At 71.8% G+C, this 19040-nt stretch carries 18 protein-coding genes; 6 read left to right on the top strand and 12 right to left on the bottom strand.

Features of this window, described 5'->3' with window-relative positions; all coding sequences use genetic code 11:
- Window positions 1–13 precede the first annotated feature (13 nt).
- The 3 genes from ACGH7X_RS02935 to ACGH7X_RS02925 form a co-directional block, all read right to left on the bottom strand.
- The gene (locus ACGH7X_RS02935) at window positions 14–1357 is read right to left on the bottom strand and encodes an ABC transporter substrate-binding protein (protein WP_399881269.1); all 1344 of its coding nucleotides are present in this window, start codon (window positions 1355–1357) and stop codon (window positions 14–16) included.
- Window positions 1358–1459: 102 nt separating this feature from the next.
- The gene (locus ACGH7X_RS02930; protein ID WP_399881267.1) at window positions 1460–2410 is read right to left on the bottom strand and encodes a carbohydrate ABC transporter permease; all 951 of its coding nucleotides are present in this window, start codon (window positions 2408–2410) and stop codon (window positions 1460–1462) included.
- 7 nt (window positions 2411–2417) lie between these two features.
- A complete protein-coding gene (locus tag ACGH7X_RS02925) occupies window positions 2418–3344 on the bottom strand; it encodes a carbohydrate ABC transporter permease (protein ID WP_399881265.1) in 927 nt (308 codons plus the stop codon).
- A 210-nt stretch (window positions 3345–3554) separates the two neighbouring features.
- Here ACGH7X_RS02925 and ACGH7X_RS02920 point away from each other — a divergent pair, with 210 nt between their 5' ends.
- The 3 genes from ACGH7X_RS02920 (at window position 3555) to ACGH7X_RS02910 (ending at window position 7613) form a co-directional block, all read left to right on the top strand.
- Window positions 3555–4622 carry a LacI family DNA-binding transcriptional regulator gene (locus ACGH7X_RS02920; RefSeq protein WP_399881263.1) on the top strand — a complete coding sequence of 356 codons (1068 nt, stop codon included), beginning with the start codon at window positions 3555–3557 and terminating at the stop codon, window positions 4620–4622.
- 127 nt (window positions 4623–4749) lie between these two features.
- On the top strand, window positions 4750–6552 hold the full coding sequence (locus tag ACGH7X_RS02915) for a thiamine pyrophosphate-requiring protein (RefSeq protein ID WP_399881261.1): 1803 nt from the start codon (window positions 4750–4752) through the stop codon (window positions 6550–6552).
- Window positions 6549–7613, top strand: coding sequence for an SDR family oxidoreductase (locus ACGH7X_RS02910; RefSeq protein WP_399881259.1), 1065 nt, complete (start codon window positions 6549–6551; stop codon window positions 7611–7613). The genes ACGH7X_RS02915 and ACGH7X_RS02910 overlap by 4 nt, the downstream gene beginning before the upstream one ends.
- Window positions 7614–7624: 11 nt before the next feature.
- On the opposite strand, the gene ACGH7X_RS02905 is transcribed toward ACGH7X_RS02910, so the two are convergent.
- The gene (locus ACGH7X_RS02905; RefSeq protein WP_399881257.1) at window positions 7625–8428 is read right to left on the bottom strand and encodes a ribonuclease BN; all 804 of its coding nucleotides are present in this window, start codon (window positions 8426–8428) and stop codon (window positions 7625–7627) included.
- Between the two features lie 165 nt (window positions 8429–8593).
- On the opposite strand from ACGH7X_RS02905, the gene ACGH7X_RS02900 reads away from it, so the two are divergent.
- On the top strand, window positions 8594–9757 hold the full coding sequence (locus ACGH7X_RS02900) for an enolase C-terminal domain-like protein (RefSeq protein ID WP_399881255.1): 1164 nt from the start codon (window positions 8594–8596) through the stop codon (window positions 9755–9757).
- A 16-nt stretch (window positions 9758–9773) separates the two neighbouring features.
- On the opposite strand, the gene ACGH7X_RS02895 is transcribed toward ACGH7X_RS02900, so the two are convergent.
- The 8 genes from ACGH7X_RS02895 to ACGH7X_RS02860 all read right to left on the bottom strand — a co-directional run bounded on the left by ACGH7X_RS02895 (window position 9774) and on the right by ACGH7X_RS02860 (window position 16658).
- Entirely contained in the window at window positions 9774–10175 is a 402-nt protein-coding gene (locus tag ACGH7X_RS02895) for a hypothetical protein (protein WP_399881253.1), read from the bottom strand.
- Between the two features lie 107 nt (window positions 10176–10282).
- Window positions 10283–11506 (bottom strand): cytochrome P450, encoded by a 1224-nt coding sequence (locus ACGH7X_RS02890; RefSeq protein ID WP_399881251.1) that lies wholly within the window; start codon window positions 11504–11506, stop codon window positions 10283–10285.
- Window positions 11503–12744, bottom strand: coding sequence for a cytochrome P450 (locus tag ACGH7X_RS02885; protein WP_399881249.1), 1242 nt, complete (start codon window positions 12742–12744; stop codon window positions 11503–11505). Before ACGH7X_RS02885 ends, ACGH7X_RS02890 begins: the two co-directional genes overlap by 4 nt.
- Window positions 12741–13382: a GTP-binding protein gene (locus ACGH7X_RS02880; RefSeq protein ID WP_399881247.1), complete on the bottom strand. Its 642-nt coding sequence runs from the start codon at window positions 13380–13382 to the stop codon at window positions 12741–12743. The genes ACGH7X_RS02885 and ACGH7X_RS02880 overlap by 4 nt, the downstream gene beginning before the upstream one ends.
- Window positions 13363–13710, bottom strand: a complete 348-nt coding sequence (locus tag ACGH7X_RS02875) for a DUF742 domain-containing protein (protein ID WP_399881245.1) — start codon at window positions 13708–13710, stop codon at window positions 13363–13365. The genes ACGH7X_RS02880 and ACGH7X_RS02875 overlap by 20 nt, the downstream gene beginning before the upstream one ends.
- A complete protein-coding gene (locus tag ACGH7X_RS02870) occupies window positions 13707–14114 on the bottom strand; it encodes a roadblock/LC7 domain-containing protein (RefSeq protein WP_399881243.1) in 408 nt (135 codons plus the stop codon). The genes ACGH7X_RS02875 and ACGH7X_RS02870 overlap by 4 nt, the downstream gene beginning before the upstream one ends.
- Window positions 14111–15802, bottom strand: a complete 1692-nt coding sequence (locus ACGH7X_RS02865; RefSeq protein WP_399881241.1) for an ATP-binding protein — start codon at window positions 15800–15802, stop codon at window positions 14111–14113. The genes ACGH7X_RS02870 and ACGH7X_RS02865 overlap by 4 nt, the downstream gene beginning before the upstream one ends.
- 166 nt (window positions 15803–15968) lie before the next feature.
- On the bottom strand, window positions 15969–16658 hold the full coding sequence (locus ACGH7X_RS02860; protein ID WP_399881239.1) for a GAF and ANTAR domain-containing protein: 690 nt from the start codon (window positions 16656–16658) through the stop codon (window positions 15969–15971).
- A gap of 117 nt (window positions 16659–16775) precedes the next feature.
- On the opposite strand from ACGH7X_RS02860, the gene ACGH7X_RS02855 reads away from it, so the two are divergent.
- Together ACGH7X_RS02855 and ACGH7X_RS02850 are read left to right on the top strand one after the other, a co-directional pair.
- The gene (locus ACGH7X_RS02855) at window positions 16776–17255 is read left to right on the top strand and encodes a MarR family winged helix-turn-helix transcriptional regulator (protein ID WP_399881237.1); all 480 of its coding nucleotides are present in this window, start codon (window positions 16776–16778) and stop codon (window positions 17253–17255) included.
- Window positions 17252–19027 carry an MFS transporter gene (locus tag ACGH7X_RS02850; RefSeq protein WP_399881235.1) on the top strand — a complete coding sequence of 592 codons (1776 nt, stop codon included), beginning with the start codon at window positions 17252–17254 and terminating at the stop codon, window positions 19025–19027. The genes ACGH7X_RS02855 and ACGH7X_RS02850 overlap by 4 nt, the downstream gene beginning before the upstream one ends.
- Window positions 19028–19040 lie beyond the last annotated feature (13 nt).

Below are 19040 nucleotides of genomic sequence, written 5' to 3'. Positions count from 1 at the left end.
TGTGGTGCGTGAGCTACTTCTGGACGGTGAAGCCCTGCTCCTCGCCGTACTTGATCGAGGCCTCCTGCCAGGACTTCAGTCCCTCGGCCAGCGTGGTGCCGGAGACGTAGGCCTTGCCGACGGTGTCGTTGAAGACCGAGTTCGCGTACACCTGGTAGGGCAGGTACGACCAGTCGTCGGGGACGTTCGCGGCCGACTCGGCGAAGATCTTGTTGGCCTTCTGGCCGCCGAAGTAGGGGAACGCGGTGTCCTGGAACTTCGTGGACTGCAGATCCGCGGTGGTCGCCGGGAAGGCGCCGTTCTTCAGGCGGGTCTGCACGCCGTCGCCCGCGTTCGCGTACTCGACGAAGGCGTACGCCAGCGCCTCGTTCTTGCCCAGCTCCGGCAGCGCGAGCGCGCTGCCGCCGTTCTCCGCGCTGACCTTGCCGCCCGCGGTCCACTGCGGCAGCGGGGCGACGCGCCAGTCGCCGGAGGCCGCCTTCGCGCCGGAGTCGAGGTTGGCGGGCATCCACGCGCCGGTGGCCAGCGTCGCGATGCTGCCGTCGGACAGGCCCTTGTACCACTCGTCCGTCCAGGCCGGGACGGAGGCGAGCAGCTTCTCGTCGATGAGCTGCTGCCAGGCGCCGGTGAACGTCTTGGCGCCCTGGTCCGAGAAGTCGATCTTCACCTTGGTGCCGTTGACCGTGTAGGGGCGCGAACCGGCCTGCCAGAGCATGCTGGTGGCGAACCCGGCGTCGCCGTTGTCGGCGGTGATGTACGCCTTGGGGTCGGCCTTGTGCAGGTCGCGGGCGGCGTCCAGGTACTCGGCCCAGGTGGTGGGCACCTTGATGTCGTACTTGTCGAAGACCTTCTTGTTGTAGAACAGCGCCATCGGACCGGAGTCCATCGGCAGCGCGTAGACGCCGTCCGAGCCGGCCTTCACACCGTTCCACGGACCCGGGGAAAACTGGGCGGAGAGCTTGTCGGCGCCGAAGGGCTTGAGGTCGGTGAGCTGCTTGGTCAGGGCGTACTGGCCCATCGCGTAGTACTCGATCTGGGCGACGTCCGGGACGCCCTTCTTGGCCGAGATGGCGTTCTGCAGCGCCGTGTACTGGTCCTTGTTGGTGCCCGCGTTGACAAGGTCGACCTTGACGCCGGGGTGTTCCTTCTCGAAGTCGGTGGCCACCTGCTTGAGCGTGGGCTCCCATGCCCAGACCGTGACGGTGCCGCCCTCCTTGAGGGCCGCCTGGATGTCCGCCTCGGAGACCGCCTTCGGGCTCGATCCGCCGTCGTCGGAGTCGCCGCAGGCGGCCGCTCCCAGGGCGAGGGCGCAGACGAGGCCTATGCCGCGCAGGAGGCGGCGCGAGTGCTTGGGCATGGGTGTGCTTCCACTTCTTCGTGGCCGGAACCGGCACCGTTGAGGGTTGGAGGGGTCGGGGGCATGGGGACGGGGACGGGGACAGGTGGCTGTGGGCGGGGGCTACTCCTTGACGCTTCCGGCGGCGAGGCCGGACTGCCAGTACTTCTGGAGCAGCAGGAACGCGGCGATCAGCGGCACAATGGTGATGAGCGACCCGGTGACGACGAGGTTGAAGACGGCCTCGCCGCCCGCGGTCGCGGCCTGCTGGTTCCAGCTGTTGAGCCCGAGGGTCAGCGGATACCAGTCGGGGTCCTTGATCATGATCAGCGGCAGGAAGTAGTTGTTCCAGGTCGCGACCATGGTGAAGAGCAGGACGGTGACGATGCCGGGTGCCAGCAGCGGCAGCGCGACCCGGAAGAAGGTGCGTATCTCGCCCGCCCCGTCGATGCGGGCGGCCTCCATCAGCTCGGTCGGGATCGCCTCGGTGGCGAACACCCACATCAGATACAGGCCGAACGGCGAGATCAAAGACGGGATGATCACCGCCCAGGGGGTGTTGGTGAGCCCCATCTTGCTGAACATCAGGAAGGTCGGCACCGCGAGTGCCGTACCCGGCACGGCCACCGCGCCGATGACGACGGCGAACACGGCACGCCGGCCGGGGAACTCGAACTTGGCGAGCGCGTAACCGCCCAGCACGGCGAGGAAGGTGGCACCGCCCGCCCCCAGCCCCACGTACAGCAGCGTGTTGAGCAGCCAGCGGGTGAAGACGCCGTCGTTGTAGGTGAAGGTCTGACCGATGTTGTCCCACAGGGCGAAGTCGCCGTCGAACCAGAGGCCGAAGGAACGGGACAGCCCCTCCTGCGTCTTGGTGGCGCTGACGACCAGCCAGACCAGCGGCACCAGGCTGTACAGCAGCACCAGTGCGCTGAGCGCGGTCAGCAGCACGCTGCGCCGTGGCTTGTCGGGGGAGTGCCGGCGCCGCGACGTACGCAGCCGGGGCACCGGGCCCGAGGTGCCGGACCGCTTGGGCGCGGAACGGTCGAAGACGGTGGCGACAGGACTGGTCATCGCTGCCTCACACTCCCTTGCGCATGCCGCGCAGCTGCACGACGTAGGCGATGACCATGGTGATCAGCCCCATGACGATGGCGACCGTGGCGGAGTAGTTGTGCTGCTGGCCGTTGAAGGACAGCGAGTACGTGTAGTAGTTCGGCGTGTAGTCCGTGGTGATGGCGTTGCGCGCCAGCGGCTGCAGGATGCTGGGCTCGTTGAAGAGCTGGAAGCTGCCGATGATCGAGAAGATCGTGGCGATCACCAGGGCGCCGCGGATGGCCGGGAGCTTGATGGCGGTGATCACACGGATCTGACCCGCGCCGTCGATCTGGGCCGCCTCGTACAGCGAGTGCGGGATCACGCGCAGCGCCGAGTAGAAGATCAGCATGTTGTAGCCGACGAACTCCCAGGTCACGATGTTGCCGATGGAGGCCAGCACCAGGTCGGGGGAGAGCGGGTCGGGCAGCGAGACGCCCAGCGCGCCGTTGATGTCGCCGACCAGCCCGAAGCGGGTGCCGTACATGAAGCCCCACATCAGGGTGGCCACCACGGCGGGCACGGCGTACGGCAGGAAGATCGAGATGCGGAAGAAGTCCCGGCCGTAGAGGCGTCCGCTGTCCAGCGCCAGGGCCACGAGGAGCGCGATGCCGAGCATGATCGGCACCTGCACGGCGAGGAAGAGCGAGACCCGGCCGAGCGAGGCCCAGAACCGGTCGTCCTTCAGCGCCTCGCTGTAGTTGTCGAGGCCGACGAAGGTGGTGCCGCCGATGAGCTGGTCACGGAAGAGGCTGAGGTAGACCGAGTACGCGATCGGCGCGAGGAACACCAGGGCGAACACGGTCACGAAGGGACCGAGGAAGCCCCACCCCGTCCACGAGCGGCTCTCCCGCCTCGCCGGGGGTGGGGCCGGCCGGGGTTCGGCGGCGGCCGGCGGTTGCAGCGTCGTCATGTCGTTCCTCGCCCGTTCCGTCCTGGAGCTCCTGGAGCCTCGTCATGTTTGCGTAAACACCAAGGGCCGCGAGAGACGGTCAAGCCCGTCGAGTGCTGTTATGTTTGCGTAAACATTTGATGGCGGCATGTCTACACTGCCCCGAGGACGACGGTCAAGGGTCCTTCGGAAGCCGGGGCTCGGACGGTTGCAGAGAGGTGGCGGACGGCAGTGGACACGGCTGAGGGAGTCGCGGACGCGCGGGACGCGGACACGCGACACCGCCGCGGTGGCCGGGTGCCTACGGCGTCCATGGCGGACGTGGCCCGGCTGGCGGGGGTCTCCTCGCAGACCGTCTCCCGCGTCTCCAACGGCTACGCAGGCGTGACCGAGGAGACCCGGCAACAGGTGCTGGTGGCCATGAAGGAGCTGGGCTACCGGCCCAACAGCGCGGCCAGGGCGCTCAAGCGCGGCGAGTTCCGCACCATCGGCGTCATCACCTTCACGCTGGCCACCACGGGCAACGTGCGCACCCTGGAGGCCATCGCCACCTCCGCGGCGAGTGAGGGGTACGCCGTGACGCTGCTGCCGGTCGCCGTCCCCACCCAGGACGAGGTGCGCGGCGCGTTCTCGCGGCTGGAGGAGCTGGCCGTCGACGCGGTGATCGTCATCATGGAGGTCCACCTCCTGGACGCGGCGTCCCTCAAGCTGCCGCCCCACGTCCAGGTCGTCGTGGTCGACTCCGACGCCGGCGACCACTACACGGTCGTCGACACCGACCAGGCCGGCGGCAGCCGCGCCGCCGTGCGCCATCTGCTGGACCTCGGGCACGACACGGTGTGGCACCTGGCCGGCCCCGAGGGCTCCTTCGCCGCCCAGCGCCGCACCGACGCCTGGCGGCACACCCTCACCGAGGCCGGCCGCACCCCGCCGCCCCTCGTACGGGGCGACTGGTCGGCGGAGTCCGGCTACCGGGCCGGCCTGGACATCGCCGCCCGCGAGGAGTGCACCGCCGTCTTCGCGGCCAACGACCAGATGGCCCTCGGTCTGCTGCGCGCCCTGCACGAACGCGGCCGGCGCGTTCCCGAGGACGTCAGCGTCATCGGCTTCGACGACATCGCCGAGGCCGGTTCCTTCCTGCCCCCGCTGACCACCGTCCACCAGGACTTCGCCGAGGTGGGCCGGCTGTGCGTGCGGGCCGTGCTGCGCAAGATGCGCGAGGTCGGCCCCGCGCGGGGCACGACGCTGGTGCCGACCCGGCTGGTGACCCGGGCGAGCACTGCCCCGCCGCCGGCGTAGCCCGCGGATGCGGCGGACCGCGCCCTTCTTTGCGTTGTGCAAAGGTGGGCCGCTTTCCGGTTTACCGGCGCCCGGGCAGGCAACCCCACAAGCCGACCGTCGTCGTCGCACGCCCGGGAGAGCCTCCATGAACCTAGTCGCCGACTTTGTGCTCCAGCGCCTGTCCGAGTGGGGCGTCCAGCGGGTGTACGGCTATCCGGGTGACGGCATCAACGGTCTGCTCGGCGCGTTCGACCGGGCCGACGGGGACCCCGAGTTCATCCAGGCGCGGCACGAGGAGATGGCCGCGTTCATGGCGTGCGGGCACGCCAAGTTCACCGGTGAGGTGGGCTGTTGCATCGCCACGTCGGGGCCGGGCGCGGTGCACCTGCTCAACGGACTGTACGACGCGAAACTCGACCACCAGCCCGTGGTGGCGGTGGTGGGCCAGCAGAAGCGGCTGTCGCTGGGCACCCACTACCAGCAGGAGATCGCCCTCGACCAGCTGTTCGCGGACGTGTCCGAGTACTGCCAGATGGTCGTGCACCCGGGCCAGGCCCGGCACGTGATCGACCGGGCCTTCAAGACCGCGCTGACCACCCGGGGCGTCGCCACGATCATCATCCCCAACGACATCCAGGAGGAGGAGGCCCAGCCCTCCCCGCCCAGGGAGCACGGCTCCGTCTTCTCCAGCGTGGGCTGGAGCCGGCCCCGGGTCCTGCCGGACCTGGACGAGGTGCGCAGGGCCGCCGACGTCCTCAACGCGGGCGAGAAGGTGGCCATGCTGGTCGGCCAGGGCGCGGCGCACGCCGAGGCCGAGGTGACCGAGGTGGCCGAACTGCTCGGCGCCGGTGTCGCCAAGGCCCTGCTCGGCCGCGACGTCCTGCCCGACGACCTGCCCTACGTCACCGGACCCATCGGCCTGCTGGGCAGCAAGGCCAGCGACAACATGATGCAGGGCTGCGACACCCTGCTCATGGTCGGCAGCAGCTTCCCGTACTCGGAGTGGCTGCCCGAGGAAGGCCAGGCCCGCGGCGTCGAGATCGACATCGACGGCCGCATGATCGGCATCCGCTACCCCATGGACGCCCATCTCGTCGGCGACTCCCGGGAGACCCTGCGCGCCCTCATCCCGCTGCTCCAGCGCAAGGAGGACCGCGGCTGGCGGGAGAAGATCGAGAAGGACGTCCGGGAGTGGCACGACCTGTGCGACCGCTGGGCGGGCGAGCACTTCGACAAGACGATCAACCCCCAGGCCGTCGCCGCCGAACTGTCGCCGCGACTGCCCGACGACGTCGTCCTGACGGCCGACTCCGGCTCGGGCACCAACTGGTGGGCACGCCACCTCCTGCTGCGCGAGGGCATGCGTGCCTCGCTGTCCGGCACCCTGGCCACGATGGGCCCGGGGACGCCGTACGCCATCGCGGCGCGGTTCGCGTTCCCGGACCGGCCGGTGATCGCCTTCATCGGGGACGGCGCGTTCCAGATGAACGGCATGAACGAGATGATCACCGTCAAGCGCTATCTGGACCGCCTGTCCGGGGCAGCCCCCCTCGTCTTCTGCGTGTTCAACAACCAGGACCTCAACCAGGTCACCTGGGAACAGCGCGCCATGTCCGGCGACCCCAAGTACCCGGGCTCCCAGGAGATCCCGGACGTGCCCTACGCCGCCTACGCCGAACTCCTCGGCCTCAAGGGCATCGTCTGCGACGACCCCAAGAAGGTCGGCTCCGCCTGGGACGAGGCGCTCGCCGCCGACCGGCCCGTTGTCCTGGAGTTCAAGGTCGACGCGGAGATCGCGCCGATCCCGCCGCACATCATGAAGGACCAGGGCAAGAAGGCCATCAAGGCGGCGCTGCACGACCCGGAGCTGACCGGCATCGCCACCAAGGGCGTACGCCAGAAGCTCACCCAGTACGCCGAGCACCTCCCCGGCCGGGGCAAGAAGTGAGCACCGCGGGACGGGCCCGCCGAGGCGGGCGGCGCGGCGGGGAGGCCGCCACCGAGGTCGTGGTCATCACCGGGGCGAGCGGCGGCGTGGGCCGGGCCACCGCCCGGGCCTTCGGCGCCCGCGGGAGCACCGTGGCCCTGCTCGCGCGGGGCGAATACGCCCTGGAGCGGGCGGCAGAGGAGGTCCGCGAGGCCGGCGGACACGCGCTGCCCCTGGTCGTGGACGTCGCCGACGCGGCGGCCGTGGACGCGGCGGCCGCCCGGATCGAGGAACAGCTCGGCCCGATCGACGTGTGGGTGAACGCCGCGTTCTCCACCGTCTTCGCGCCCGTGTCGGAGGTCGGGCCCGAGGAGCTGAGACGGGCCACCGAGGTGACCTACTTCGGCTTCGTCCACGGCACCCAGGCCGCCCTGCGGCACATGACGCCGCGCGATCGCGGCACCATCGTCCAGGTCGGCTCGGCCCTGGCCGAGCGCAGCGTCCCGCTCCAGGCCGTGTACTGCGGGGCCAAGCACGCCATCCAGGGGTTCACCGAGTCGCTGCGCTGCGAACTGCTGCACGACCGCAGCGGGGTGCGGGTCACCATGGTCCAGATGCCCGGGCTCAACACACCCCAGTTCAGCTGGGTCCTCTCCCGGCTGCCCCGCCATCCGCGCCCCGTGGCCCCCGTCTACCAGCCCGAGGTCGCCGCCGAGGCGGTGCTGTACGCCGCGGACCACCCCGAGCGGCGCGTGTACTGGGTCGGCGGCTCCACCGTCGCCACGCTGCTGGGCCAGAAACTCGCCCCGGGACTCCTGGACCGCTACCTGGCGCGCACCGGCTACGACGGGCAGCAGACGGACCAACCCGTCGACCCGTCGCGGCCGGTCAACCTCTGGAAGCCGCCGGACGACACCGCCCCCGACGACTACGGCGCCCACGGCGTCTTCGACGACGAGGCCCACCCGCGCAGCCTCCAGTTCTGGCTCTCCCGCCACCGGCGGCCGCTCGCCCTGGCCACCGCCGTGACCGGTGCGGTCGCCGTCGCGGTGACCGGCGGTCTGCGCCGGCGCGCCGGTTGACCGCCCTCGGGTCAGTCCGGCTCCCGGTCGATGGTGCGGGTCCACCAGTGGTGCTCGCAGAACCAGTGCCCGACCATCGCGCCGCCGAAGACGACGAACCCGACCCCGATCAGCCAGGACTCCACCACCAGCACGATGCCGACCGTGCCGTAACTGATCGCGTTGTCGAGGATGAGCGGCGTGAAGACGAGGTACGAGAAGCCGCGCAGCCCGATCAGGCCCACCATCGTGGCCAGCGCTCCCGGCAGCAGGTCCCGCCAGCGGACCTGGCTGCCCAGCAGGAAGTGCTGACCCCACCAGAAGAACAGCATGCCGCTGGCGGTGGACAGCGCGATCCGCGCCGTCCCGTGCAGCGCGGTCCGCGTCTGCACCTCCTGGTAGAGGTAGGCGGTCAGGAGGACCACCCAGGCCATCTGGCGCCAGATGCGGTGCCACGGGCCGGAGGGCAGCCCCCAGATGCGCTCGTAGCCGTTCTGGACGCTCGCCGCGAAGGACACGCCGAACACGGCGAGCAGGATGCCGCCCCACACGCTCGTGGTGCCGACGACCTTGGGCGGTGGGCTGAAGATGTCGGTCAGCACCCGGGCCGACCGTCCGGACAGCCCCATGCCGTCGGCCAGCCACGACGCGAAGCCCCCGCGTCCCAGGGGGTCGGCCGCGGCCACCACGATCAGCAACGGCGCCAGCGTGACCAGGGCGAGGGTGGCGAAGCCCATGGCCCTGTGCATCAGCTCCAGCTCCCGCCCGTGCCGGACGAGAGCGGACGCGGCCAGCCGGTCCCACACGCGGTGGAACGGCCGCCACAACCGGTTCACGGGTGCTCCTCGGGCGTCCTTTCGATGGCTCGCGGACGGAGAACTGAGTGACCCGGGGGCGCCCCGGGCAAACGTCGGCCCACCCGGACGGCCCGCGAATGGACCGGACGGCGCGGGGAACCGGCCCGGGGGGCGGCCCGGCTACGCGAGGCGAGGGAGTACGCGATGACGTCCGCAACCGGTTTCGACGCGAACGCGCTGGACGACCGCGTCGTCGACGCGGTCGACGTGCACGCCTTCGAGGTCCCCACCGACGGCCCGGACGGCAGGGAGCAGGACGGCACCCTGGAGTGGGATTCCACGACCCTGGTCCTCGTACGGGTGCACGCCGGCGGCAGGACCGGCCTCGGCTACACCTACGGGGACGTCTCCGTGGCGTCCTTCGTGCACTCCGTGCTCGCGCCGGTCGTCCAGGGCGGACCGGTCTTTTCGCCGCCCGCGTTGTGGGAGCGGATGGGCGCGCGGATGCGCAACGCCGGCCGCCCCGGTGTCGGGGCCATGGCCCTGTCCGCCGTCGACGTGGCGCTGTGGGACCTCAAGGCACGGCTGCTGGAAATTCCGCTGGTCCACCTCCTGCCGTCCCACCACGACCGGGCACCCGTCTACGGCAGCGGCGGCTTCACCAACTACCCCCTGGACCGCCTCACCGGCCAGCTCGCCGGCTGGGTCGAGCAGGGCATCGGACGCGTGAAGCTGAAGACCTCACGGGAACCGGGCGCCGACCCGCGGCGCCTGACCGCCGTACGCCGGGCGGTGGGCGACGGGCCGGAACTGTTCACCGACGCCAACGGGGCGCTCGGCCGCAAGGAGGCCCTGTACTGGGCGCACCGCTTCCACGACGAGTGGGACGTGCGCTGGTTCGAGGAGCCGGTCGGCTCGGCGGACCTGGAAGGGCTGCGGATGCTGCGCGAGCGGGGCCCGGCCCGGCTCGAGATCACCGCGGGGGAGTACGCCTTCACCGCCCAGGACTTCGCCAACCTCATCGAGGGACCGGCGGGGCCGGCCGTCGACTGCCTCCAGGCCGACGTCACCCGGTGCGGCGGCATCACCGGCGTGCTTGAGGTCGCCGGCCTTTCCGCCGCCCGGCACCTCGACCTGTCCGCGCACTGCGCCCCCGCGGTGTCCGCCCACGCCTTCTGCGCCGTGCGCCGGCTGCGGCACCTGGAGTACTTCCACGACCACGTGCGCGTCGAGCGGCTGCTGTTCGACGGCACCCTGTCGCCCGAAGGCGGCTGTCTGCGCCCCGACACCGGGCGGCCCGGCCTCGGCCTGGACGTCAGGTGGGCCGACGCGGAGCCCTACCGCGTGTACGGGGGCCGCCCGTCCTGACCGGGTCGAACCGGAGTCAGGGGTCCATGCGCTGCTGCTCGCGCATGCGTTCGTTGTGCCAGGCGACGGCGGCGCGGATCTGGGCCTCCTGGAGGCCCGTCCGGCAGCCCAGCTGGTCCATGGAGACGGCCGGCGGCCCGGTGGTCAGGGCCCGCGTGAGCTTCGCCGCCCACAGCTCCTCGTCCACGAAGGGCCGGTGCGCGTACCCCTCCTTGATCACGTCGAAGTGTTCGTCCGAGCACGTGGTGATGAGCCGCAGCCCGTCGAACCACTCGTTGGTCGCGTGCGCCGCGGAGGAGTCCGGCACGTAGCCGCTCACGGACTCGTCCTCGGGAAAGACCCTGGCACACAGGTCGCACAGCTCCACGGGGACCGGCTTGGCGGTCCGACGGCCCTTCCTGCCCTTGCGCTTCCACATGGCGACTCCCGGGGGTCGGCGTCCGGAATGCCGGAGTTACCCGCAGGGCGGGGAGCAAACGCCCCGCGGGTGAGGGACCGTCGTGGTCCCGACCGCTCCGGACGCCGTTACGCGAGCCTGACCGGCAGCTCGAACAGGTCGTTCTGCGTGACCACCGGCTTGTTGCGCAGCTGCGTGGCCGGTACCGCCAGGTCCAGGTGCGGGAAGCGGGCGTAGAGCGCGGGCAGCGCCACGCCGGCCTCCATCCGGGACAGGGCCGCGCCGGGGCACACGTGCGGTCCGTGGCCGAAGGAGATGTGCCGGTTCTCCGAGGTGCGGGTGATGTCGAACCCGCCCGCCGTCGGACCGTGCGCCCGCTCGTCGCGGCCGAGCGCGCCGTACGACACGATCAGCGCGTCCCCGGCGGGTATCACCCGGTCGCCCACCGGGACGTCCTCGGTCGCGAACCGGATCAGCACGTGCGAGGTCGGCGTCGAGAAGCGCAGCGTCTCCTCGATCACCGCGGACCACTCCGCCTCGCCCGAGAGCACCAGGGCGCGCTGCTCGGGATGCGTGGACAGGTTGACCACGGAGTTCACGATGAGCGAGATCGTGGTCTCGTGACCGGCGGCCACCATCAGCTGGAGGGTGGAGACGATCTCCGCGTCGGTGAGGTGGTCGCCGTTCTCGGATGCCTGGATCAGCGCGCTCGTCAGGTCGTCGCCGGGGGCGGCGCGCTTCGCGGCGACCGTGTCGGCCATGATCGAGGCCAGCTCGGTGAGGGTCGCCAGGACCTCCTCGGGCGGTGTCTGCGTCGAGAAGAACTTCTCGAACAGCACCTTCAGGCGCGGCAGCCGCACCTCCTCGATGCCCATCAGGTCGGCGACGACGTACATCGGCAGCGGGTAGGCGAAGGCCGCCTTGAGGTCGACGACGCCGCCGTCCGCGGGCAGTTCGTCGAGCAGCCGGTCGGTCAGCTCGGTGATCCGCCCCCGCATGTGCTCCACCCGGCGCACCGTGAGCGCCTGTGCCACGAGCGTACGCAGCCGGCGGTGCTCGGCGCCGTCCACCGTGAGCATCGAGCGGCCGGGGTTGGCCAGCCCGATCAGCGGCCAGTCCGCGGGGATCTCGCCGCGCTGCCAGGCGCCCCACACGTTGATGTCCTTGACCAGCCGGGGGTCCGTGAGCAGGGACTTGGCCTCCGCGTGACGGGTGACCGCCCAGACGGGCACGCCGCCCGGCAGCTCCACGGCGGCGAGCGGCCCGGCCGCGCGCAGCCGGGCGCTCTCACCGTCCAGGTCGGTGACGAACGGGTCCAGCGGGATCCGGGCTTCTTCGGTGCCGGTCGTCATGCTGACGTGCCTCCCAGGGCAGTGGTCGGGGTGAACCGCACGGGCAACTCGGTCAGCCCCCGCAGCCAGGGCGAGGGGCGACGGGTGAGGGACCCGGCGGGCACCGCCAGGTCGATGTCCGGCAGCCGGTCGAGGACGACCTCGATGCCGGTGCGCGCGATGACCTCGGCGACCTCCTGCGCGGGGAACGGGCAGCGGTGCTCGCCGTGGCCGAAGGAGAAGTGCGCGTTGTTGCCGCCGGTGAGCGCGGAGCCGTCGGTGCGGACCTGCGGGTCGGAGTTGGCGCCCTGCAGCCCGAGCAGCACCAGGTCGCCGGCGCGGATGCGGCGCCCGCCGAGCCGGGTGTCGCGCAGGGCCCAGCGGCCGGCCACGTTCTGCGTGGGCGTGTCCTCCCACAGCACCTCGTTCATGGCCTCGGCGACGCTGTTGCGGCCGCCGAACAGCGAGGCGGCGAAACGGTCGTCGGTCAGCATCAGGCGCAGCGAGTTGCCGATCCAGTCCGCCGTCGGCTGATGGCCCGCCGCCATCATCACCATCAGGTCCTGGGCGACCTCCTCCTCGGTGAAGCCGCTCTCGTCCGCCAGCATCCGGGAGGCGACGTCGTCGGCGGGTGCCGCCTTCCGGTCGGCGAGCAGCCGTGCCATCGACGTGGCGAGGTGCGTCTGGCCCGCGATGGCCCGCTCCCGGCCGTCGATCATGTCGTTGAGCGCGGTGACCAGCGCCGGCCCCTGTTCGTCGGAGAAGCCGTACAGGCGGGCCAGGACCCGGACCGGCAGCATCATGGCGTAGTCGCCGACGAGGTCCGCCTCGCCCTTGGCGCAGAGCCGGTCGACGAGTTCGTCGGCGAACCGCTCGGCGTGGCCGCGCAGCAGCTGGGGGTCGACGGCCTCCAGCGCATCGCTGATCATGGCGGCGCGTTCGCGGTGCCGCTCGCCGACCGTGTAGAGGATCGAGGGCTGCTTGCGGCCGATCATCGGCAGCAGCGGCCAGTCGTCGGGGATGTTCTCCCACTGGTTCCACAGGTCCGAGTCCCGGCTGAACAGCACCGGATCGCCGGTCACCTGGTGCAGCTCGCGGTAGCCCAGCACCAGCCAGGCCGGTACGTCCCCGTCGAGCAGCACGGGCGTGACGGCGCCGTGCTCGCGCCGCATCTGCCGGTACAGCAGGGCGGGTTCGGTCTGGAAACGGGGGCCGCTGAGCGGCACGGCGTCCTGGACGTCGGCGGCGTCGGTGCTCACGCGAACTCCTGTCGGGGCGGGGCGGCCTGCTCGGTGTAGCGGGACCGCAGGTGCTCGACCAGCGCGATCAGCACCTGCTTGCTGGACTCGCGGGACCTGGCGTCGCAGGAGACCAGCGGTACCCGCGGGTCCAGGTCGAGGGCCTCACGGACGGCCTCGGGAGGATGCCCGGGGCCGCCGAAGTCGTTGCAGGCCACGATGAACGGCGTGCCGTGGTGCTCCAGGCGGTCGATGGCGTACCAGGAGTCGTCGATGCGCCGGGTGTCGACCAGGACCACCGCGCCGAGCGTGCCGGAGAACAGCCGGTCCCACAGGAACCAGAACCGCTCCTGGCCGGGCGCGCCGAACAGGTACAGCACGTTGCGCGCGTCGAGGCTGATGCGCCCGAAGTCGAAGGCGACGGTCGTCGCGGTCTTGCCGCGCACCTCGCTGATGTCGTCGACCGCCTCGCCGGCCTGCGTCATCGTCTCCTCGGTGTTGAGGGGACGTATCTCGCTGACCGAGCGGACCATGGTCGTCTTGCCGACGCCGAACCCGCCCACGACCACGATCTTCAGGCCGTTGTCGGCGGACGCGCCCAGCGGGGTGCGCGCCGGGGTGCGTGCTGGGGTACGGGCGTCAGAGATTGCGGAGTCCAACGAGCACCTGCTCCAGGATGTCGGGATCGGGGACGGCTGCGGTGTACGGGTGGCGTGCGCTCACCCGGCCGGCGGCGTGCAGGTCGGAGAGCAGGATCTTGGTGATGCTCACCGGGAGCCGCAGTTCGGCGGCGATCTCCACCACGGCCGTGGGGGCCTCGGTCAGCCTCAGGATCGCCGTGTGCTCCGACTGCATGCCGGGCGTCGGCTCGCACTCGGCGACCACGAGGGTGACCAGGTCGAAGGGGTTGTCGGGGCCCGAACCGCTGCGTCCCTGGGTGACGGTGTACAGCCGGTCGGGCGCGTCGTCCCTGCCGGGGCGGCTCATGACGTGCGCGGCTGCGCGGTGAGGTGCTCGCCGAGCTGCTCGATGAGTTCGCTCATGTTGTGCCCGACGAGCCCGGCGTCCGCCTCCTCCGAGGTGACCACGGCGAGGTGCGCGCCCTCACCGGCCTCCACGATGAACAGGATCCCGCCGTAGAACTCGGTCATGGCCGAGCGCACCCCGCCACTGCCGTCGCCGAACTCCACGGAGGCGCCGTGGGACAGCGACTGGATGCCGGCGGCGATGGCGGCCAGCTGGTCGGCCTGGTCGACGGAGAGCTGCGGGGTGTGGCACAGCTTGAGTCCGTCACGGGAGAGGACGAGTGCGTGCCGCGCGCCCGGCGTGCGCTCCAGGAGGCCCTCGATGAGCCAGGTGAGCTTCTCGTCGGCGGTGGTCGAGCCGGTCATGAGGTGGTGTCGCCTTCCGGGTGCGCGGATGAGTGGGACGGATGGTCGGGGGCCGCCTCGGCCGGTTCGGGTGCGGCGGGTTCTGCATGCGGGTCGCTGTCCCGCGCGGGGGCGGTGCCGGTGGCGGCACCGGTGGCGGGCCTTACGGCCTGGCGGAAGCTGCTGAAGCGGGCCGCGCGTGCCTTCGCGTCGCCGGCGGGCGGCGTGGCGTTCGGCTCGGCGGCCCGGGTGGCGGCCCGGGCGCGTTCGGCGGCGGCGAGGGTACGGCCGCGCCGGCGCTTGGGCAGATCGGCGGACGGCTCGTCCGGCGCCGGGGCCCGGTCCGGGTCGGGCTCCGAGCGGTCGTGGACGGGCAGCGGCTCGGGGCCCGCGTCGACGGGGGCGGGCCCGGACTCGGCGGCGGGCGCGGGGGTGTGCGGCAGGCCGGCCGGGACCGTGGGGGAGGGGGCCGAGTGGGACGGGGCGGCCGACGGGCCGTCGGAGGTGGCGGGGCCGCTCAGGATGTCCTGCGGGACGAGCATCAGTACGCCCGTGCCTCCGCGCGCGGACGGCCGGAAGGACACCTTCAGCCCGTACTTGGCGGACAGCCGCCCCACCACGGCCAGGCCCAGCCTGGTCCCGGTCAGACCGCCGAGCCCCGCCGTCGCACCGGCCACCGCCTGCTGGGCCCGGCGCAGCTGCACCTCGCCCATCACCAGTCCGCTGTCCTCCACGGACACGATGACCCCGGCCGGCACCTCCTCCACGTACACGTGGACCTCGGCCGTCGGCGGGGAGAAGTTGGCGGCGTTGTCGAGGAGTTCGGCCAGGGCGTGCATGACGCCCTCGGCGGCGTGCCCGGCGACCGCGGTGTCGCTGGCGGAGTGGACACGCACCCGCTGGTAGCCGGCGATGCGTCCCATGGCGCCGCGCAGAATGGACTCCATGCCGATGGGCCGGGCCCAACGGCGCCCGGAGCGGGCGCCGGTGAGCACGGCGACGGAGTCGGCGAGCCTGCCCGCCTGCGCGGTGCGGTGGTCGAGGTGGAGCAGGTCGGCCAGGACGTCCTCGTCGCTGTGCCGTTCCTCCATGGCGCGCAGGTCGGCGAGCATCCCGGTGGCCAGCGCCTGCATCCGGCCGGCCGCGTTCGCCGTGGCGGAGAGGGCGGCGGCACGCTCACCGGTGGCCGTCTCGAGTCGCGTGCGCAGCCGGGCGGTCTCCTCGGTGAGCCGCGCCGCCTCCTGGGCCCGCTGCTCGGCCAGCCGCGTCCGCTCCCGCTCGAAGCCGTCCGTGAGCCGCTCGCGCTCGGTGTCGAAGTCGGCGATGAGCGCGGCCCGTTCGCGGTCGGCCTCCGCGGCGGCACGGGCCCGTTCGCCGTCCGCCGCCGCGCGCAGACGCTCCTGCTCCTGTCGCGCCCGCTCCGCCAACCGCCCCCGCTCCTGGGCGAGACCGTCCGCGTCCGTGCGGGCGGCCTCCAGCAGCCGGCGGGTGGCCCGCTGTGCGCGGACCGCGTGCACGGCCACCGTCACGGCCACGCAGAGCAGGATCGCCGCGGCGCTCGCGCCCAGGCCGAGCGGAAGGCGCACCGAGGAGGGCGCGGCGGCTACGGCGCCGCCGACGACGAGCGCCGCCACGACGGCGCACGGCAGGGCCACTGCTGCGAGGGCGCGGGGAGCGGGTCGGTCGCCGGGGCGGGCGGGCGCGGTCATCAATCGGGTCCTCGCCAGGCCGCGGGGAGCGGCCCTCGTGTCGTCCAACGGGGCGCGTGTGAGCGAGAGAGCTTCACACGGCACTCAACTGGCGATCACTATACGAGTGTTCGTGATCGAAACGAGAGGAACTTGTTCAATCCTTGCTCGTTTCCTTGCCTCCCGCTCAGGGCAGGTCGCCCCGCTCGCAGACCCGCCGGGCCACGTCCCGGAGTTTGACGTTGTGGTCCTGCGAGTACCGGCGCAGGGTGGCGAAGGCCTGGTCCTCGGTGAGGCGGTGGCTGCCCATGAGGATGCCCATGGCCTCGCCGATGGTGTGGCGGGTGCCGATGGCCTCCTGTAACTGGGCGTGCGTGCGGGCGCTGGAGAGGGCGACGGCGGCATGGGAGGCCAGCAGCCACCCGGCGGTCTCGTCTGCCTCGGTGAACGCGCCGGGCCGGTAGGAATACAGGTTCAGAGCCCCGAAGTCCTCGTCCTCGGTGAACAGCAGGAAGCCCATCATGCTGCCGAGGTTCAGCTTGCGGGCCTCGGGCACGTACTTGGGCCAGCGTCGGGCCTCGTGGGTGAAGTCGGCGATCCGGAACTGCCGCTGCTCCACCGTGGAGCGCGCGGCGTCGAAGCACGGCCCCTCCCCGACGCGCCCTTGTAGTGCGTCGCTGTCGACGACCACCTGGTGGGTGGGGGCGAGCGACTGCACCCGGTCGCCGCGCAGGATGAGGATGCCGGCGGCGTCGCAGCCCTCCACCAGTTCCGTGGCCGAACCCGTGATCCGTTCAAGGGTGTCGTTCAGCGATTCCTGGGCCAGCAGATCACGCGCCAGTGACGCCATCTGCTGTGCGAATCCGCGCCAGTCCATGCCGTTGCCTCCTGTGCCTCCTCGTCCCTGAAGAGTGCCCGGAGAACTCCGGACACAACAACGGGGGACGAGGACGCGTATCTTGTTTCGCATTACATCTAAATGCATAATGAGCTTATGGACAGGCTTCCGGACCCCGACCGCCCCAAGGAGCCGGCCGCCTCCCCGGACGACCTGATCATCGCCGTGGAGCAGATGATCCGGTACGTGCGGCACAGCGCCCGGACCGGCTCTTTGAGCACCGCCGCCTCCTCGACGCTGGCCAGGCTGAGCCGCGAGGGCCCGGGGCGGCTGACCGAACTGGCCAGGGCCGAAGGCGTCTCCCAGCCGAACATGACCCAGCTCGTCACCCGTCTGGAACGCGCCGGGCTGGTCCGTCGCACCGCCGACGCCAGCGACAGGCGCGGCGTGCTCGTCGAGGTGACGGCCACCGGACTGGAGGTCTTCGCACAGCGACGCGCCGAGCGCGCCCAGGCCCTCCAGGAGCTCATGGAGGACATGACCGGACCGGAGCAGCGGGCCACCAGCGCCGCGCTCCTGGCCCTGGCCCGGGTCATCCAGAACCGTCAGGACATCCAGGAGGAACACCGCACATGAGCGCATCGCAAGGACCGGGCACGTCACAGGGACAGGGCGCGCCGCACGCCAAGGCCGCCAGTCCGTTCCGGCAGCCCAAGGCCGTCTGGGCCGTCGCCTTCGCCTGTGTCATCTCGTTCATGGGCATCGGCCTGGTCGACCCGATCCTGCCCGCGCTGGCCGACAGCCTCCACGCCACCCCCAGCCAGGTCTCCCTGCTGTTCAGCAGCTACCTGATCGTCACCGCGGTCGCCATGCTCTTCGTCGGCTGGGTCTCCAGCCGCATCGGCGCCAAGCGCACCCTGGTCACCGGTCTCGCCGTCATCGTCGTCTTCGCCGCCCTGGCGGGCACCACCGACTCCATCAACGGCATCGTCGGCTTCCGCGCCGGCTGGGGACTGGGCAACGCCCTGTTCATCGCCACCTCCCTCGCGGTGATCGTGGCGTCCGCGAGCGGCGGCTTCGGCGGCGCGATCATCCTCTACGAGACCGCCCTCGGCCTCGGCATCGCCGTCGGCCCCCTGCTCGGCGGCGAACTCGGCGGCATCAGCTGGCGCGGCCCCTTCTTCGGCGTAGCCGCCCTGATGGCCATCGCCCTGATAGCCACCATCGCCTTCGTCCCCGACCTGCCCAAACCCAAGCGGGTCACCTCACCGCTCGCCCCGCTCAAGGCCCTGCGCCACCGCGGCCTGCTCACCATGGGCATCATGGCCCTGCTGTACAACTGGGGCTTCTTCACCATGCTCGGCTACGCCCCGTACCCGATGGAGCTGAACGCCCACGAACTCGGCCTCGTCTTCACCGGCTGGGGGCTGCTCGTCGCCGCCTTCAGCGTCTTCTTCGCCCCGCGCCTCCAGGCCCGCTACGGCACCGCACCGGTCCTCTACGCCAACCTCCTCGGCCTGAGCATCGTCATGGCCGTCATCGCGGCGGGCGTCTCCGATCCCACCACCGTGATCGTCGCGGTCGTCGTCAGCGGCGCCTTCATCGGCATCAACAACACCCTCACCACCCAGGCCGTCATGCTCGTCTCGCCGGTCGAGCGCCCCGTGGCCTCCTCGGCGTACGGCTTCCTCCGCTTCATCGGCGGCGGCCTGGCCCCCTACGTCGCCGGAAAGCTCGCCGACGCCACCGACCTCAGCGTCCCGTTCTACCTCGGCGCCGCCACCTTCCTGCTCGCCATCCCGGTCCTCGCCAGCGGCCACGGGCTGCTGCGCAAGGCCGAGGAGGGCGGGATCGACGGCGAGCCGGTCGCGCCGACGCTCACCGCCGTCGGGGCCGGCGTCGCGGCACCGGCCGACGCCCAGGCCGACGCACAGCCCGTCGTCGTGGCCGTCGGCGCCCATCCGGGCGCGGCCGCCGTCGTCGACAGCGCGGCACGACTCGCCCGCGACACCGGCAGCCCGCTCGAGGTCGTCCACGTACGGCAGACCGCCGTCGTGGAGGAACAGGCCGTCGACACCGAGACCGACGCGCAGGCCACGGCCGCCGTCACCGCCCACCTGGACCGGCTCAGCGGCCTCGGCGTCGCCGCCACCGGCCAGATCCTCACCGGCGTGGGCGACCACGCCGCAGCGGGGCGCGCCCTGGCCCGGCACGCCGCCGAGGTGGGGGCCCGCACGGTCGCGGTCGGCCGTTCGCCGCGCGGCCCGCTCACCCAGTTCGCCGACGGCAGCTTCACCAGCGCCCTCACCCACGCCGCCACCTGCACCGTCGTCCTCGTCGACCCCGAAGAGGAGCCGCGCCCCCTGACCGCGCGCTCCCTGACGGAGCTGCGCGCCGAGGCCCGCTGAGCCCCCGGCCCGG

The sequence above is a fragment of the Streptomyces sp. BBFR51 genome (assembly GCF_044591655.1).
Classification (GTDB): Bacteria; Actinomycetota; Actinomycetes; order Streptomycetales; family Streptomycetaceae; genus Streptomyces.
Note: the sequence above shows the minus strand (reverse complement) of the source record. Positions and strands in the feature narration are given on the sequence as shown.